This is a genomic window from Nonomuraea sp. NPDC049725 (genome assembly GCF_040674795.1).
In the GTDB taxonomy this organism is placed as follows: domain Bacteria; phylum Actinomycetota; class Actinomycetes; order Streptosporangiales; family Streptosporangiaceae; genus Nonomuraea; species Nonomuraea ceibae.
The window spans coordinates 289,715-306,102 of the sequence record NZ_JBFANJ010000003.1 but is presented as its reverse complement, the minus strand read 5'-3'; the positions used below and the strand labels follow the sequence as shown (position 1 = coordinate 306,102).

Genomic DNA, 16,388 nt, shown 5'->3' with positions numbered 1-16,388 from the left:
GCACTAAAGGTAGTCCAGCAGGAGCCGGGTGACCTCCTGCGGCCGTTCGAGGGCGGGCAGGTGGCCGGCCCAGTCGAGTTCGAGCAGCCGGGCGTCCGGCAGTTCGGTGGCCAGGTAGCGGGCGCTCTGGCGGAAGTGCTCCAGGTCGTACGGGCCGGTGACGATCAGCGCGGGCGCCTTGACGTCGGCGAGCGAGAAGTCCGGCTCGAACTGCGACGGCTCGGGGTCGGCCGCGAGCTGCATCGTGAAGGCGTGGCGCTGCATCTCGGTCACGCGCTGCCTGGTGGCCTCGTCGGCCTCGGGGCCGAGCCAGGTGCGGGCGTTCAGCTCGGCCGCGCCCTGCGCGTCGCCGAGCTCCAGCAGCCGGTCCTCCTCCTCGCCGAACGCGAGCACGTCGGGCGTCTTGGGCAGGTCGGAGCCGGGGTTCATGAGCACGAGCCGGGTCGCCATGGCGCCGAGCTGCAGCGCGATGCGGCAGCCGTAGGAGGAGCCGACGAGCGCGGCGCGTTCCACGCCGAGCGTGGCGAGCACGTCGGCCACGTCGCCCGCGTCGCTGTAGGGCGCGTCGGCGGCGTACGGGGTGCGGCCGAAGCCGCGGTAGTCGAGCCTGATCACGCGGAACCGCTCGGCCAGCGGCTCCCACTGGGCGTCCCACATGCCGGCGTCGGCGGCGCTCGACGCGAGGAGCACGACCGGCTCGCCGGTGCCCGCTTCTTCGTACCAGATCGTCATTTGGCCTCCACGACCAGTCGCATGCCCAGTCCGATGAGGACGACACCGGAGATCCGCTCCAGCCATCGCCGCACCGCCGGGCGTCCCAGCATGTCCTTGGCCTGCGCGACGGCCCAGATGAGCGCGGTGTACCAGAGCAGGTCCACGAGGACCCACACGACGGCCAGGGTCACCAGCGTGAGCGGGACGTTCCGGCCTTGCGGCACGAACTGCGGCAGGAACGACATCGCGAACACCGCCGCCTTGGGGTTGGCCAGGCAGGTGCCCAGCCCGAGCAGGTAGGACCTGCGGTGACCGGCGGCGGACGGCACGAGCGCGTCGGCCGGTCGGGGCTCGGGCGCGCCGCGCCGGGCCTGCCAGAGCGACTGCGCGCCCATGACCACGAGCACGACCGCGCCGGTGATCCGCATGACGTCGTAGGCCACCTGCGAGGCGAGCAGCAGCGCCGACAGGCCGAACGCGGCGGCCAGGCCCCACGCCAGGATGCCCGTCTCGTTGCCGAGCGTGGCCGACAGCCCGGAGCCGCGCCCCGATCTGACCGTCTGGCGCAGGATGACGGCGGTGCTCACCCCGGGCACCATCGCCACCAGCACGCACGCGCCGATGAAAGCTAGTAGATACATAAGCGGCCATCGTGCCAGAACGAATCCGGATTATCCGTACATTTTTCCGAGGGCCGTGACCGCCTCCGCCATGAGGACGCGCAGTTCGGGCGGGCCGAGCACCTCCACGTCCGCGCCCATGCGCAGCAGCAGCCAGCGGGCGTGCCTGATCGACTCGATGGGCACGGTCAGCGTGCGCCACCCTTCGGCGTCGGTCTCGCCGCCCGCCTCCAGCGCCGCCGTGACCACCTCGGCGCCCATCGTGTACGCCAGCATGTCCTCCGTGCCGGGCGCCAGCCTGATCACCGCCTCGGCGGTGTACATGCGCTGCCGGAACTCGGCCGCGTACGCCTGCCAGAACTCGGCCAGGTCGAACCCCTCGGGCCGCTCGAACCGCCCGGGCGCCGTCTCGGCCGTCAGCACCCGCGACACCCGGTACGTGCGCGGGCTGCCGCCGGGCGGCGCCGCGACCATGTACCAGGTGCCGCCCTTGAGCACCAGCCCGTACGGGTGCACCAGCCGCTCGACCACCTGCTGCCCCCACCGCCGGTAGGTCATCCGCAGCGGGCGCTGATCCCACACCGCCTCCGACACCTCGGTCAGGTGCGGCACGTCGTCGGCGCCCCGGTACCAGCCGGGCACGTCCAGCAGGAACCGCTCGCGCATCCGCGAGGCGTGCGAGCGCGGCTCGGGCGGCAGCGCGGCCAGGAGTTTCAGCTCGGCGTTCGCCGCCACCTCGGCCAGCCCCAGCTCGGCCGCCGGCCCCGGCAGCCCGGCCAGGAACAGCGACGACGCCTCCTCCGCGGTCAGCCCGTTGAGCCGGGTGCGGTAGCCGTCGAGCAGCTGGTAGCCGCCCGCCGGGCCGCGGTCGGCGTAGACCGGCACCCCGGCCGCCGACAGCGCCTCCACGTCGCGGTACACCGTACGGACCGAGACCTCCAGCTCCGCCGACAGCTCGGTCGCCGTCATGCGGCCGCGCGTCTGCAACAGCAGCAGTAGCGACAACAGACGGCTCGCGCGCATGCCGCCATTGTAGGGACGCGTCCGTTATGCGAACTGCTGCCAGCCGAGCCTGGCCACCATCGCGACCACCACGCACAGCAGGATGATCCGCACGAACCCGGTGCCGCGCCGGATGGCCATCCGCGCGCCGACCTGCGCCCCGGCGATGTTGCACGCCGCCATGCCCAGCCCGAGCCCCCACAGCACGTGCCCCTGCCAGCCGAACACCAGCAGCGCCCCCAGGTTCGTCCCGGTGTTGATGATCTTGGCAGAGGCGGACGCCGACACGAAGTCCAGCCCGATGATCGTGGTGAACGCGATGATCAGGAACGTCCCCGTGCCCGGGCCCATGATCCCGTCGTAGAACGCGATCCCCAGCCCCGCCACGCCCACCGCGAGCGCCACCCGGCGCCGGGTGCGCAACTGCGGCTGCCCGGTGGCGCCGAGCGCCGGCCGCAACGTCACGAACGCCGCCACGCCGAGCAGGATCACCATCACCGCCGGCCGCAGCACCTCCGCGCTGATCGCCGCCGCCGCCGACGCGCCCAGCCCGGCGCTCAGCACCGCGAGCGCCGCCCCCGGCAGCGCCACCTCCCGGTCGAACTTCGTGGTCAGCGCGTACGTGACGGCGGCCGAGGCGGTGCCGAACACGGAGGAGAACTTGTTCGTGGCCATCGCCTGCACCGGCGAGATGCCGGTCACCATCAGCGCCGGCAACTGCAGGAGCCCGCCGCCGCCCACCACCGCGTCCACCCAGCCGGCGCCGGCCGCCGCGACGAGCAGGAGCAGAACCTGTTCCAGCGACACCCGACTCCCCGCTCCCCCGACAAACCCCAAAAGGGCCCTCAAAAGGGTATAGGGCAGGCATTACACGCCAATCACCGGACACTGCCCCAACGCCGCGCCGCCTCCTGCGGGGACGCGGCGGGCCGGGGAGGCCCCCGCCCCGGCCCGCGCCCAGGACAGGGGCGATCCCCGGAAGGCCGGCTAGCGGGCCGGGGTGAGGGTGCGTTTGCGGGAGGCGAAGATGTCGTCGATGAGCCGGTACGTGCGCGCCTGCTCGGCGGTGAAGACGCGGTCGCGCTCGATGTCCTTCCTGATCTCCAGGGGGCCGCGCCCGGTGTGGCGGGCCAGGATCTCCTCCTGCTGGTCACGCATGCGCAGGATCTCGCGGGCGTGGATCTCCAGGTCGCTGGACTGGCCACGGCTGCCCTCGGTGGCGGGCTGGTGGAGCAGGACCCGGGCGTGCGGCAGCGCGGCGCGCTTGCCGGGAGCGCCGGCGGCGAGCAGGACGGCCGCCGCCGAGGCGGCTTCGCCGATGCAGACCGTCTGGATCTCCGGCCGGACGAACTGCATGGTGTCGTAGATGGCCGCCATGGCGGTGAAGGACCCGCCCGGCGAGTTGATGTACATGTTGATGTCCCGGTCGGGGTCGATCGACTCGAGCGTCAGGAGCTGCGCCATCACGTCGTTGGCGGACGTGTCGTCGATCGGCGTGCCGATGAAGATGATCCGGTCCTCGAAGAGCTTGTTGTACGGGTTGAGCTCCTTGACCCCGTAGGAGGTGCGCTCGGTGAACGAGGGCAGCACGTAGCGTCCGCTCATGTCAGTTGGTCCCTTCGGCGATGTGGTCGACGAAGCCGTACTCCAGGGCTTCCCGGGCGGTGAACCAGCGGTCGCGGTCGGAATCGGCCTGGATGCGCTCCAGCGGCTGGCCCGTGTGGTGGGCGATGATCTCGGCCATCCGCCGCTTGGTGTGGAGCATGTTCTCGGCCTGGATCTGGATGTCGGCGGCCGAGCCTCCGATGCCGCCGAGCGGCTGGTGCATGACGACGCGCGAGTTGGGCAGCGCGTAGCGCTTGCCGGGCGCGCCGGCGCAGAGCAGGAGCTGCCCCATGGACGCGGCGAACCCCATCGCGACCGTCGCCACGTCGCACGGCACGAACTGCATCATGTCGTAGAGCGCCATCCCGGCACTCACCGAACCGCCCGGCGAATTGATGTAAAGCGTAATGTCGCGGGTCGGATCCTCGGCTGCCAGCAATAGCAGCTCACCGCACAGCCGGTTGCAAATGTCGTCGTCGACCTCCTGGCCGAGAACGAGGATGCGCTCCTTGAGCAGGCGCTGATTGAGCTGGTCAGGCCACTGCGCGTGCAGAGTCTCCGTCATGGGCTTCGCCCTTTCTGGTGGTGCCGTTTTACATTGACGACGTTAGACCCGGTCTTCGCGAATTAAGGAATCTTTTCGCTGGCGGCGCATTTCTCTAAAAGCGCATTCCACCGAGAGCGAATAAAGGTCGACATACAATCGCCGATGTGAGATGGAACCGATCGCTGGCCCGGCGCTGGTCGTGCCTGATCCTGGGCGGGGCCCTGCTGATGCCGTACATGATGGTCGGCGTGCTGGTCTCCGGCATCCTGCGCGGCGACCAGACCGCCAGCGTGCTGCTCCCCACCCAGATCGGCGTCTTCGCCGCGGTGCTGCCCGTCGTGGCGCTCACCGGGCTGTTCCTGCCGGTGCGCTCGCTGGAGATCAGCGCGGCCGAGGGCCTGCTGGGTGTCCGGGTCGAGCCGGGGGTGCCGGGAGCGCGGCGGTCCTGGCAGGAGCGGCGGCGCACGGCCGCCTGGTACACGCTGCACCTGGCCGTCGGCGGGCTCGCCAGCGGCTTCACCCTCGCGGTCGTGCCGTTCACGGTGGTCTCGCTGGCGCTGCCGTTCGTCGGCGGCGTCCCGGACATGCTCGGCTACCGCGTCGACGGCGGGTGGCAGGCCGTCGGCTGGGCCGCCGCCGGGGTGGCGCTGCTGGTGCCGCTCGTGCTGCTCGTCCACTGGTCGGCGGCGCTGCTCGCCCGCCTGGCGCCCCCGCTGCTCGGCCCGACCCCCGCCGAACGGCTGGCCGCCGCCGAGGAGCACGCCCGTACGCTGGCCCAGCGCAACCGGCTGGCCCGCGAGCTGCACGACTCGGTGGGGCACGCGCTGAGCGTGGTCACGTTGCAGGCCGCCGCGGCCGGCCGCGTCCTCGACCGCGACCCCGCCCTGGCGCGTACGGCCCTGTCGGCCATCGAGCAGTCGGCCCGCTCCGCCCTGGAGGACCTCGACCACGTCCTCGGCCTCCTCCGCCAGGACGACCGCCCCACCGACGACCGCGACCGGCCGGCGGACGACCGCGACCAGGGCGCCGACAACCCCGGCCGGAGCAGGGAGCCCGCGGCCACGTTGGCGCGGCTGCCCGAGCTGGTGGCCGGGGCGGGGGTGCCGGTGCGGCTGGAGGCGGGCGACCTGGCCGCGGTCCCCGGATCGGTGTCCCGGGAGGCGTACCGGATCGTCCAGGAGGCGCTGACCAACGCCATCAAGCACGGCCGCCCGCCCGTGGACGTCACGGTCGGCGTACGGGAGCACGCGCTGCACCTGGAGGTCGTCAACCGGACCGGCGGCGGCGAGCCGGACCGGGGCAGGCCCGGAGGCGGCGGCAGGGGAGTGGCCGGGATGCGAGAGCGGGTGCGGCTGCTCGGCGGCGAGATGGACGCGGGTCCGCGGGAGGGCGGCTGGCACGTCCGGGTGCGGCTGCCGCTACGGTCGCATCCATGACTATCAGGGTCGTGATCGCCGACGACGAGGACCTCATCCGCGCGGGGCTGCGCGTCATCCTCGACTCCGAGCCGGAGCTGAGCGTGGTCGGGGAGGCCGCCGACGGGGCCGCGGTGCTGCCGGTGGTGCGCCGGGAGCGGCCCGACGTGGTGCTGATGGACGTGCGGATGCCGGACGTCGACGGCATCCAGGCCACGCGGCGGCTGGTGGCGCTGGACGACCCGCCGAAGGTGCTGGTGGTGACGACGTTCGAGAACGACGACTACGTCTACGACGCGCTGCGGGCGGGCGCGGACGGGTTCCTGCTGAAGCGGACCAGGCCGGACGAGCTGGTGCGCGCGGTCAAGCTGGTGGCGGCCGGGGAGACGCTGCTGTTCCCGGCCGCCATCCGCGCGCTGGCCGGTCGCCGCCCGGTCACCGAGGTGCCCGGGATCGGCAGGCTGACCGGCCGGGAGGGGGACGTGCTGCGGCTGATGGCCAAGGGCCTGTCCAACGGCGAGATCGCCGCCGAGCTGACCGTCAGCCCGGAGACGGTCAAGACGCACGTCGGCAACGTGCTCGCCAAGCTGGGCGCCCGTGACCGCACCCAGGCGGTCATCGCCGCCTACGAGTCGGGCTTCGTCTCGCCGCGCTGAGCGCGCAGCCGCATGAGCTCGGCGACGGGCAGGCCGCTGAGCTGGGCGGCGGTCATGCCGGTGGCCTCGATGATCTCGTCCACCAGCGACAACCCCACCGAATATCCCGCCATATCCGGAATGCCGCGCGGCTCCTGGCCGAACAGCCGCATGGCGCTGTCGCCCAGCACGTACGCGGAGGTGTGCTGCATGCCCGCCAGCTCGAAGTCGGCCATGATCTTCGTCCGCGCGCGCTCGTACTCCTCCCCCGTCACCATCGACGACCACGGCCCCATCGCCTCGGCCCCCGACAGCTCCCGCACGAACGCCTCGGCCAGCCCCTCGCTGATCACGTGCTCGCCGACCGTCACCTCGACCGGGTGCCACTCGACCGTGGTGAAACGCACCGCGTGGTGGAACTCGTGCACCGCCAGATGCCCGATCCGCCCGATGACCTCGTCTGACGGCCACGCCAGCAGGTAGAGCCACCCGGGGATGCCGCCCATCCCGTAGTAGCCGGCGGCCACCCTCATCAGATGGTCGTTGTCCGGATCGCCGAGCACGAACATCACCTGGATCCGCTCCTCCTGCTCCAGGTGTCCCAGCGCCTCGGAGGCCCGCTCCAGCTCCCGCTCGATCTGCCCCAGCACGTCCTGCCGGGCCAGCCTGTCCAGCGCCTCCAGGTAGCGCGGATCGTCGGCGTCCGCCCGGAACCCGCCGGCCTGGTGGTGCATGTCGACGAGGTCGGCCGGCACGGGCACGCGCGAGGCCGCCCACATCGGCGCCAGCATCTCGCGCAGCGCGTCGGGCCGCTTCTCCCGCGGCCCCTTCAGCATCCCGGCCATCGCCGAGACCGTGTCGTGAACGATGAACTTCATGGCGGTGACGCTAGAGCCTCACGCGACGTCAGGCTCAAATCGATCAGAGCTGCCGGTTCTCCGGGTCGCCGTCCCCCGGCGAACGGCCGGGCGTCTCGCCGCTGCGCGTCGGCTCGGGCGTCGGCGACGGGCTCGGCCGCTGCGGCTCCGGCGTGGCCGGCGTCGGCGGCGGGCTCGGCAGGAACTGTGTCGGCGGGAGCTGGCGCGGCATCGGGTCGCTGTTGTCGGAACGCACCAGCATGAGCAGCGCGATCACCGTCATCAGCAGAAGCAGCACGAGCACCGCCAGCGCCGCCATCAGCACCCGCTTGCGCGTCTCGGTCAGCGGCCGCTTGCGCACCGGCGGGGCCAGCGCGGGCGCGCGGTCGGTCAGCCAGTACGGGACGAAGTCCGGGCCGTGCGCCTGCCCGATCAGCGTGCCGCCCACCATGACCGGCTCCAGGAACCGCTCGGCCCCCGCCTTGCCCGGCGCGTACGGCACCGCCACCCAGGGCGCCCGCCCGGTGTTCATGCCCAGCACCGCGGGCACGTCGTCGACCACCGCGGACCGCGACCTGCCGGCGCGCCCGAGCCAGCCGCGCACGCCCGCCTGCTCGGCGGGCGCGGCCTCGCGCACGGCGGTCACGAACCGCTCGCGCGCCGCCGCGTCGAACGCCGCCCCGCGCGTCAGCACGGCCAGGGAGACCGCGCGCCCGTCGGGCCCCTGCCCCAGATAGACGAAACCGGCCGGGGCCGCGTGCAGGCGGGCCTGCACCACGAACGGCCCGAGCCGTGGCGGATCACCGAACTGAAGCGGACTTGCCACATCTGCCATGAAAGCACAGACGTGGCGTCGTGCACGTTTGCGGCGCCTTTGGTGGAATAGCGTCATGAGCGACGCCGAAGAGCAGCCAGGCGGAACGGACGCGGCGGTGCTGCGTCAGGCCCTCGACGAGGTCCGGCGGGTCATCGTCGGCCAGGAGCACATGGTCGAGAGACTGGTCGTGGCCCTGCTGGCACGCGGCCACTGCCTGCTGGAAGGGGTTCCGGGCGTCGCCAAGACCCTCGCCGCCTCCACCCTGGCCACCGTCGTGGGCGGCACGTTCGCCCGTATCCAGTTCACCCCCGACCTGGTGCCCAGCGACATCGTCGGCACCCGCGTCTTCCACCCGTCCAACGAGAAGTTCGACGTCGAGCTCGGCCCGGTGTTCGTCAACTTCCTGCTCGCCGACGAGATCAACCGCGCCCCCGCCAAGGTGCAGTCGGCGCTGCTGGAGGTCATGGCCGAACGCCAGGTCACGCTCGCCGGCGTCACCCACCCGCTGCCCCGCCCCTTCATCGTGCTGGCCACCCAGAACCCGATCGAGTCCGAGGGCGTCTACCCGCTGCCCGAGGTCCAGCGCGACCGCTTCCTGTTCCGCGTACGGGTGCCGCACCCGACCGCGCACGAGGAGCTGGAGATCCTGCACCGGATGAGCGTCACCCCGCCCGCCCCCGACCGCGTCCTCGACCCGCAGCGGCTGCTGGCGCTCCAGGAGGCCGCCGAGAACGTCTCGGTCCACCAGCTCGTCGCCGACTACGTGGTCCGCCTCGTCATGTCGACCCGCGCCCCCTCCGACTACGGCCTGGCCGACCTGGCCGAGACGATCGAGATCGGCGTCAGCCCGCGCGCCACCCTCGGCCTGGTCTCCGCCGGCCGCGCCCTGGCCGTGCTGCGCGGCCGCGACTACCTGCTGCCCGACGACGTGCGCGACGTGGCCGTGGACGTGATGGCGCACCGGCTGATGCTCACCTTCGACGCGCTGGCCGACGGCGTCGACCCCGAGCAGGTCGTCCGCCAGATCCTGCACGCCGTCCCGCCGCCCCTCGTCGTGTGGAACCAGAACCGGTGAGCACCGCCGAACAGGCCCTGCGCAAGCTGGAGCTGGTCGTCACCCGGCGCCTGGACGGGCTCCTGCACGGCGCCCACCAGGGCCTGCTGCCCGGCACCGGCAGCGAGGCCGGCGACAGCCGCGTCTACGTGCCGGGCGAGGACGACGTGCGCCGCATGGACTGGGCCGTCACCGCCCGCACGACCGTGCCGCACGTGCGCGACCTGGTCGCCGACCGCGAGCTGGAGACCTGGGCGCTGGCCGACCTGTCGCCCAGCATGGACTTCGGCACCGCCGACAGCGACAAGCGCGACCTGGTCGTGGCCGCCGTCGGCGCGCTCGGCTTCCTGTCCAGCCGGATGGGCGACCGCTTCGGCGCCCTGGTCATCCACGACGAGTTCATCCACCGCATGCCCGCCCGCACCGGCCGCCCCGCCCTGTACGGCCTGCTGTCCGCGCTCATGGACGCCCCGCGCGGCCGCGCCGTCCCCGACGCGCCCGACCTGGCCGAGGGCATCGACGTGCTGGCGGCCACCCGGCGGCGGCGCGGCATGCGCGTGATCGTCTCCGACTTCCTCGACGCCCGCCCCTCCCTCGACCCCGACGCCGAACGCCCCTGGGAGCGCCCCATCCGCCGTCTGTCCGCCCGCCACCAGGTGCTGGCCGTGGAGATCGTCGACCCGCGCGAGCTCGAACTCCCCGACGTGGGCCGCGTCGCGTTCGCCGACCCCGAGACCGGGCACGTACGCGAAGTGCACCTTTCGCCCAAAGTACGCCGCGCCTACGCCGAGGCCGCGGCGCTGCAACGGGAGGGCACCCACGCCGCCCTGCGCCGCGCCGGCGTCGCCCACCTGGTGCTGCGCACCGACCGCGACTGGGTGTTCGACGTCGCGCAGTTCGTCCTGCGCCAGCGGCGCACCCGCCACCTGGCACACCGGAAGGTGACCCCGTGACTTTTCTGTCGCCGGCCTGGCTCTGGCTGTCGGTGCTGGTGCTGCTGCTGGCCGCCGGTTACGTGGCCGCGCAGTTCTTCCGCCGCCGCTACACCGTCCGCTTCACGAACCTGGCGCTGCTCAACCTGGTCGCCCCCGCCGGCCCCGGCTGGCGCAGGCACGTGCCGCCCGCGCTGTTCCTCGTCATGATGTCGCTGCTCGTCCTCGGCGCGGCCCGCCCCGCCGACGAGGTACGGGTGCCGCGCGACCGGGCCACCATCATGATCGCCCTGGACGTGTCGCTGTCCATGGAGGCCGGCGACGTCGACCCCAACCGCATCACCGCCGCCAAGTCCGCCGCCCAGTCGTTCGTCCGCGAGCTGCCCGACCGGTTCAACGTCGGCGTCGTCGCCTTCGCCCGCTCCGCCAACGTGCTGATCTCCCCCACCACCGACCACGGCGCCGTGGTGACCGCGATCGGCAACCTGTCCACCCGGCCCGGCACCGCGATCGGCGAGGCGGTGTTCAACTCGCTCGAATCGGTGCGCTCCTTCGACCAGGACGCCGCCACCGACCCGCCGCCCGCCGCGATCGTGCTGCTGTCCGACGGCGACAACACCTCGGGCCGCTCGGTCAAGGAGGCCACCGACGCCGCCACGCAGGCGCACATCCCGGTCTCCACCATCGCCTACGGCACCCAGGAGGGCACCGTCTCCATCGACGGCAGGCCCGTCAACGTGCCCGTCAACAAGCAGACGCTCCAGCAGCTGTCCGACGGCACCGGCGGGCGCGCCTACACGGCCGAGTCCGGCAGCGAGCTGCGCGAGGTCTACGAGCAGATCGGCACCTCGCTCGGCTACAAGCTGGTCAAGCAGGAGATCACCCAGCAGTTCATCGTCGCCGCGCTCGTGCTCGGCCTGCTGGTCGCGGGCGCCGCGGTCTTGTTCGGCACCCGGATCCCGTAACGTTTCCCCACGTGGCCCACTACTTCTCCGAGCGTCCCGAGACCGCCAGCAAGCCCGGCTCCGTCGACCTGGTGCTGCCCGACCTGCACCTGCGGCTGGAGACCGACAGGGGCGTGTTCTCGCCGGAGCGGGTCGACGCCGGCACGCGCATCCTGCTGGAGACGGTCCCGCCGCCACCCCAGGAGGGCGACCTGCTCGACCTGGGCTGCGGCTACGGCCCGATCGCGCTGACGATGGCCTCGCGGGCGCCCGGGGCGACGGTGTGGGCCGTCGACGTGAACCGGCGCAGCCTGGAGCTCACCGAGCGCAACGCCCAGGCCGCACGCCTTTACAAAGTACGGCCCGTGCACGCCGACGAGATGCCGGAGGACGTGACGTTCCAGGCGATCTGGTCCAACCCCGCCATCCGCATCGGCAAGGCGGCGCTGCACGAGATGCTCACCAGGTGGCTGTCCCGGCTGGCTCCCGGCGGCGCCGCCTACCTGGTCGTCCAGAAACACCTCGGCTCCGACTCCCTGCAGCGCTGGCTCGGCGAGCAGGGCTGGCAGGCCTCCCGCGAGGCCTCCCGGGCCGCCTACCGAATCCTGAAGGTGCAACGATGAGAAGGCAGCTGCGCCCCACCGACGTCAAGCGGCTCAACCGCACCTGGCGCCGCAACACCGGCAACCGCCTGGGGCTGATCCTGGAGTCGGTCACCGGCCCGTTCAACGTGGGCTCGATCTTCCGCAGCGCGGCCGCGTTCGGCGTCGACCAGATCTGGCTGGCCGGCAACGCCACCCCGCCGACCAACCCCAAGGCCGGCAAGACCGCGCTCGGCACCGACCGGCTGGTCACCTGGCACGAGGCGATGCCCGCGACCGAGGCGGTCAAGGCCGCCAGGGACGACGGCTTCACCGTGCTGGCGATCGAGCTGACGGCCGAGGCCGTCCCCCTGCACAGGGCCGACCTGGGCCGCGACGTGTGCCTGGTGGTCGGCAGCGAGGACCACGGCTGCTCCCCCGCGCTGCTCGACGCCGCCGACGGCGTCTGCTACATCCCGCAGGTGGGGCGCGTCGGCTCGTTCAACGTGGCGGTCGCCGCCGCCATCGCGCTCGCCGAGGCGCGACGCCAGGAATGGCAGAATCTCCCCGATTCGTAACCCCGTTGTTCATTCGCGGAAGGCATACTCAGGTCGTGCTCAGCCGTCGCTTCGCTTTCCTCGACCACCCGGCGCCCCTGGCGTTCGCCCACCGGGGCGGCGCGGCCGAAGGGGCGGAGAACTCGGCGGCGGCCTTCGAGCGGGCCGTGCGGCTCGGCTACACCTATCTGGAGACCGACGCGCACGCGACCGCCGACGGGGTCCTGCTGGCCTTCCACGACCACACCCTCGACCGGGTGACCGACCGGCGCGGCCGCATCGCCGAGCTGCCCTACAGCGCCGTACGGCGCGCCCGCATCGGCGGCGAGCACGAGATCCCGCTGCTGGAGGACCTGCTCGGCACCTGGCCGGAGATCCGGTTCAACATCGACGTCAAGGAGGCCGCGGCGATCGCGCCGCTGGCCGAGGCGATCCGCCGCACCGGCGCCTACGACCGCGTCTGCCTGACGTCGTTCTCCGACGAGCGGCTGGCGCTGGCCCGGGCCGCGATCGGGCGCGAGGTCTGCTCGGCGCTCGGCCCGCGCGGCGTCGCCGCGCTGCGCGCCGCCGCCTCCACCTCCGGCTACGGCCGGCTGCTGGCCCGGCTGGTGCGCGCGGGCATCCCGTGCGCGCAGGTCCCGATCGGCTTCCGCGGGCTGCCCGTCACCACGCGCAGCCTGGTCCGTACGGCGCACGCCATCGGCATGCAGGTGCACGTGTGGACGATCAACGACGCCGCGCGGATGGAGCGCCTGCTCGATCTGGGCGTCGACGGCATCATGACCGACAACATCACCGGGCTGCGCACCGTGCTGGAAGAGCGCGGGCAGTGGCATCCCGGCCGCATGGCCGCCTAGGAGCGACTCTTGTCCGTACCCGCACCCCCCGCGGACCCCACCGGTGCCTCCCCCGCCGCCCGCAGGCGCGAGCAGCGCGGCTGGTACTTCTACGACTGGGCCAACTCGGCCTTCTACACCACGGTCATCTCGGTCTTCCTCGGCCCGTACCTGATCCCGGTCGCCAAGACCGCGGCGTGCGCCAAGGACTTCCCGCAGGTCGCCGCCGCCACCTGCGTCGAGACCTTCGACGAGCTGGCCGCGGCCAGCCCCGGGCTCGGCTACGTGGACGTGCTCGGCATGGACATCCGCCCGGCCGCGTACTTCGGGCTGATCACGACCGCGGCGGTGCTGCTGCAGATCGTCTTCCTGCCGATCGTGGGCGCGCTGGCCGACCACACCGGCCGCAAGCGGGAGATGCTCGGCGGCTTCGCCTACGCGGGCGCGCTGGCCGCGATGGGCCTGTACTTCGTCGAGGGCGACCGCTACCTGCTGGGCGGCGTGCTGTTCGTCGTCGCCAACCTGGCCTACGGCGCCTCCATCGTGGTCTACGACTCGTTCCTGCCGCAGATCTCCACGGCCGAGGAGCGCGACCGGGTCTCCTCGCGCGGGTGGGCGATCGGCTATCTGGGCGGCGGCCTGCTGCTGGCGCTCAACCTGGTGCTCTTCCTCAACCACGCGAGCCTCGGCCTGGAGGAGGGGCACGCGGTGCGCATCGCCATGATGTCGGCCGGGCTGTGGTGGGCGACGTTCACGATCGTGCCGCTGCTGCGGCTGCGCAACCGCCCCGTCCCGGCGCACGAGCACACCGCGCTGTCCTCCGTGGGCGGTAGCTTCCGCCAGCTCGGCCGCACACTCAGGGAGCTGCGCCGCTACCCGCTGACGCTGCTGTTCCTGGTGGCGTACCTGGTCTACAACGACGGCATCCAGACCGTCATCGGCAACAGCGCCGCCTTCGCCTCCGAGGCGCTCAAGCTCGAACAGGAAGTGCAGATCACCGCCATCCTCATGGTGCAGTTCGTGGCGTTCTTCGGCGCGCTGCTGCTCGGCCGGCTGGCCCGGCGGTTCGGCACCAAGAACACGGTGCTGGCCAGCCTGGTGGTGTGGACGGTCATCGTGATCGCCGCGCTGTTCGTGCGGGAGGGCGAGGCGCTGCAGTTCTACCTGATGGCGTTCGCGATCGCGATCGTGCTGGGCGGCAGCCAGGCGCTGTCGCGCTCGCTGTTCTCGCAGGTCATCCCGAAGGGCCGGGAGGCCGAGTACTTCAGCCTGCTGCAGATCAGCGACAAGGGCTCGGCCTTCATCGGCTCGCTCACGATCACGCTCGCGCTGCAGTTCACCAACAGCTACCGCATCGCCATCCTGTCGATGATCGTCTTCTTCGTGCTGGGCTTCGTGCTGCTGGCCCTGGTCAACCTGCCCAAGGCCATCCGCGCCGCGGGCAACGAGGTGCCCTCGAAGATCTAGCGGGGGTCTAGGGGGCCGCCAGGACCATCGTGCCGGGCCCCTGGGCTGCGCCGGGGCCCCGCACGGCCAGCACGGTCTCGGCGTTGGCCTCGCCGCCGCAGTGCGGGCAGGTGACGACCGGGGTGAACTGCTGGCCGCAGGAGTGCACGAGCAGCGCGGGCGGCCCTCCGGGCGGCGTGGCCCACCGGTCGCCCCAGGACATGAGCGTGATGAGCGCCGGCACGATGTCGCGGCCCGCCTCGGTCAGCACGTACTCGTGGCGCGGCGGCCGGTCCTGGTACGGCTGCCGCTCCACCACGCCCGCGCTCACGAGATGGTCCAGCCGTCTGGTGAGCAGGTTGCGCGAGATGCCCAGGTCCTCGGCCAGGTCGTCGAACCGCCGCACGCCGAGGAAGAGGTCGCGCAGGATGAGCGGAGTCCACGGCTCGGCGACGACGCCGACGGCCTGGGCGATGGAGCAGTGCATGTCCCCGAACCTGTTCACGGGCCCAGCATAGGAGCGTTGACGAAGTGAACCCATGCCAGTTCACTTTCAGGACTCACCGTGCTGAGGGACACCGGCGCTGGTGGGAGCCGCGGCAGGGCCCTCGCGCCCGTGCCCGCCGGCCGGACTTCATGGACGCCGCGTCCAACTGCCGGGCCGATGCGCGATTGGATCACCCCGCAGGTGGGAATCCCATCACGGTACCAAGCGTTACACACCGTGGGAGACAGACCCCCCACGTATGGGGGCCCTGTAGGAGGCATTGAAACATGGGCGAGCGCGCGCTTCGTGGCACCCGGCTCGGGGCAACCAGCTACGAGAACGACCGTAACACGGATCTGGCCCCCCGCCAGGAGGTGTCCTACACCTGCCCGAAGGGCCATCGCTTCGAGGTTCCGCTTGCCGCCGAGGCCGAGATCCCCGCGACCTGGGAGTGCCGCATGTGCGGCGCCACCGCGGTCCGGGTCGACGGCGAGCAGCCGGAATCGAAGAAGACGAAGCCCCCGCGGACACACTGGGACATGCTCCTGGAGCGGCGGTCCATCGAAGACCTGGAAGAGGTGCTCAACGAGCGGCTGGCGGTCCTGAGGGCCCAGCGTCGCAAGAGCGCCTGACGACCTCTCACGGTGAAACCCCCGGGCTGACGGCCCGGGGGTTTTTCTCTGTCTGCGTCCCCGGCCTCAGTCTTCCCGGATGACCTCGCCGTGCACGACCTTGCCGGGTCCACCGTGCTGCCCGTTCTGCGCGTGCTGGCCGTTGCGCGCGGGGCCGGCGAACGGGTCGCCGTCCGGCACCGCGCCCGGCGCGGCCGTGAAGAGGTTCGCGTACGGCGAGGCCGCCGCCATCTTCTTGATCCGCCGCTGGAAGAAGTACGCGCCGAGCCGCCGCATCAGCGGCCGGGTCATCGGCAGGATGCACAGCAGGCCGACCACGTCGCTGAAGAAGCCCGGCGTGAGCAGCAGCGTGCCGCCCACCAGGATGAGCCCGCCGTCGGCCAGCTCCCGCTCCGGCATCCGCCCCGACTGCAGCGCCTCCTGGAGGCTGCGCCACGCCCTGCGGCCCTCTCTCCGGATCAGCCACGAGCCCCGCAGGCTCGCCGCGACCAGCAGGCCGACCGTCTGCCAGCCGCCGATGACGGAGCCCACCTGGATGAGCAGCCAGATCTCCAGCACCGGCACCAGCAGGAAGGCCAGGAATAGCACAAGCCGCATCGTTCGCCCTCGATTCCGCACACGTCTACATCACGGACAACGCGCGGCGGCCCCGATGCGTTCCGCGCCCGCCGCCGCGTGGCGCCTTCCGCTCAGCCTCAGCCTCAGCC

General features: G+C 72.2%; 20 protein-coding genes. 10 read left to right on the top strand and 10 right to left on the bottom strand.

Annotation, left to right across the window (positions count from 1 at the left end):
* Positions 1-3 precede the first annotated feature (3 nt).
* The 6 genes from AB0J53_RS09500 to AB0J53_RS09475 form a co-directional block, all read right to left on the bottom strand.
* The gene (locus AB0J53_RS09500; protein WP_364170419.1) at positions 4-732 is read right to left on the bottom strand and encodes an alpha/beta hydrolase; all 729 of its coding nucleotides are present in this window, start codon (positions 730-732) and stop codon (positions 4-6) included.
* On the bottom strand, positions 729-1,355 hold the full coding sequence (locus AB0J53_RS09495) for a LysE family translocator (RefSeq protein WP_364170416.1): 627 nt from the start codon (positions 1,353-1,355) through the stop codon (positions 729-731). The genes AB0J53_RS09500 and AB0J53_RS09495 overlap by 4 nt, the downstream gene beginning before the upstream one ends.
* Before the next feature lie 30 nt (positions 1,356-1,385).
* Positions 1,386-2,357: a YafY family protein gene (locus AB0J53_RS09490; RefSeq protein ID WP_364170413.1), complete on the bottom strand. Its 972-nt coding sequence runs from the start codon at positions 2,355-2,357 to the stop codon at positions 1,386-1,388.
* Positions 2,358-2,381: 24 nt separating this feature from the next.
* Complete coding sequence (locus tag AB0J53_RS09485; RefSeq protein ID WP_219517146.1) at positions 2,382-3,143, bottom strand: TSUP family transporter; 762 nt, start codon at positions 3,141-3,143, stop codon at positions 2,382-2,384.
* Between the two features lie 180 nt (positions 3,144-3,323).
* A complete protein-coding gene (locus tag AB0J53_RS09480; protein ID WP_364170410.1) occupies positions 3,324-3,941 on the bottom strand; it encodes an ATP-dependent Clp protease proteolytic subunit in 618 nt (205 codons plus the stop codon).
* A 1-nt stretch (position 3,942) separates the two neighbouring features.
* Entirely contained in the window at positions 3,943-4,506 is a 564-nt protein-coding gene (locus AB0J53_RS09475; protein ID WP_364170408.1) for an ATP-dependent Clp protease proteolytic subunit, read from the bottom strand.
* A 146-nt stretch (positions 4,507-4,652) separates the two neighbouring features.
* On the opposite strand from AB0J53_RS09475, the gene AB0J53_RS09470 reads away from it, so the two are divergent.
* Complete coding sequence (locus AB0J53_RS09470) at positions 4,653-5,924, top strand: histidine kinase (protein ID WP_364170405.1); 1,272 nt, start codon at positions 4,653-4,655, stop codon at positions 5,922-5,924.
* Positions 5,921-6,559 (top strand): response regulator transcription factor, encoded by a 639-nt coding sequence (locus AB0J53_RS09465; RefSeq protein WP_219517140.1) that lies wholly within the window; start codon positions 5,921-5,923, stop codon positions 6,557-6,559. The genes AB0J53_RS09470 and AB0J53_RS09465 overlap by 4 nt, the downstream gene beginning before the upstream one ends.
* Here the strand turns inward: AB0J53_RS09465 and AB0J53_RS09460 are convergent.
* Positions 6,529-7,416, bottom strand: a complete 888-nt coding sequence (locus tag AB0J53_RS09460; RefSeq protein ID WP_364170402.1) for a DUF2268 domain-containing putative Zn-dependent protease — start codon at positions 7,414-7,416, stop codon at positions 6,529-6,531. The genes AB0J53_RS09465 and AB0J53_RS09460 overlap by 31 nt on opposite strands.
* A gap of 43 nt (positions 7,417-7,459) precedes the next feature.
* The gene (locus AB0J53_RS09455) at positions 7,460-8,230 is read right to left on the bottom strand and encodes a hypothetical protein (protein WP_364170399.1); all 771 of its coding nucleotides are present in this window, start codon (positions 8,228-8,230) and stop codon (positions 7,460-7,462) included.
* A 55-nt stretch (positions 8,231-8,285) separates the two neighbouring features.
* On the opposite strand from AB0J53_RS09455, the gene AB0J53_RS09450 reads away from it, so the two are divergent.
* Genes AB0J53_RS09450 through AB0J53_RS09420 form a run of 7 tightly spaced genes read left to right on the top strand, consistent with a single transcriptional unit; the run spans position 8,286 to position 14,583 of the window.
* Positions 8,286-9,287, top strand: coding sequence for an AAA family ATPase (locus AB0J53_RS09450; protein ID WP_219517136.1), 1,002 nt, complete (start codon positions 8,286-8,288; stop codon positions 9,285-9,287).
* Entirely contained in the window at positions 9,284-10,219 is a 936-nt protein-coding gene (locus AB0J53_RS09445) for a DUF58 domain-containing protein (protein ID WP_364170396.1), read from the top strand. Before AB0J53_RS09450 ends, AB0J53_RS09445 begins: the two co-directional genes overlap by 4 nt.
* Entirely contained in the window at positions 10,216-11,163 is a 948-nt protein-coding gene (locus tag AB0J53_RS09440; RefSeq protein WP_219517133.1) for a VWA domain-containing protein, read from the top strand. Before AB0J53_RS09445 ends, AB0J53_RS09440 begins: the two co-directional genes overlap by 4 nt.
* A gap of 11 nt (positions 11,164-11,174) precedes the next feature.
* Entirely contained in the window at positions 11,175-11,765 is a 591-nt protein-coding gene (locus tag AB0J53_RS09435) for a methyltransferase (RefSeq protein ID WP_364170393.1), read from the top strand.
* Entirely contained in the window at positions 11,762-12,301 is a 540-nt protein-coding gene (locus AB0J53_RS09430; protein WP_219517129.1) for a TrmH family RNA methyltransferase, read from the top strand. The genes AB0J53_RS09435 and AB0J53_RS09430 overlap by 4 nt, the downstream gene beginning before the upstream one ends.
* 35 nt (positions 12,302-12,336) lie before the next feature.
* Entirely contained in the window at positions 12,337-13,137 is an 801-nt protein-coding gene (locus tag AB0J53_RS09425) for a glycerophosphodiester phosphodiesterase family protein (RefSeq protein WP_308126152.1), read from the top strand.
* 9 nt (positions 13,138-13,146) lie between these two features.
* A complete protein-coding gene (locus tag AB0J53_RS09420; RefSeq protein WP_364170389.1) occupies positions 13,147-14,583 on the top strand; it encodes an MFS transporter in 1,437 nt (478 codons plus the stop codon).
* A 7-nt stretch (positions 14,584-14,590) separates the two neighbouring features.
* Here AB0J53_RS09420 and AB0J53_RS09415 read toward each other — a convergent pair whose 3' ends face one another.
* Positions 14,591-15,067, bottom strand: coding sequence for a helix-turn-helix domain-containing protein (locus AB0J53_RS09415; protein ID WP_308126151.1), 477 nt, complete (start codon positions 15,065-15,067; stop codon positions 14,591-14,593).
* A 269-nt stretch (positions 15,068-15,336) separates the two neighbouring features.
* Between AB0J53_RS09415 and AB0J53_RS09410 the strand changes: the two genes are divergently transcribed.
* Positions 15,337-15,681, top strand: coding sequence for an RNA polymerase-binding protein RbpA (locus tag AB0J53_RS09410; RefSeq protein ID WP_043625492.1), 345 nt, complete (start codon positions 15,337-15,339; stop codon positions 15,679-15,681).
* 66 nt (positions 15,682-15,747) lie between these two features.
* Here AB0J53_RS09410 and AB0J53_RS09405 read toward each other — a convergent pair whose 3' ends face one another.
* Positions 15,748-16,278, bottom strand: a complete 531-nt coding sequence (locus AB0J53_RS09405) for an FxsA family protein (protein ID WP_364170385.1) — start codon at positions 16,276-16,278, stop codon at positions 15,748-15,750.
* Positions 16,279-16,388: the final 110 nt, after the last annotated feature.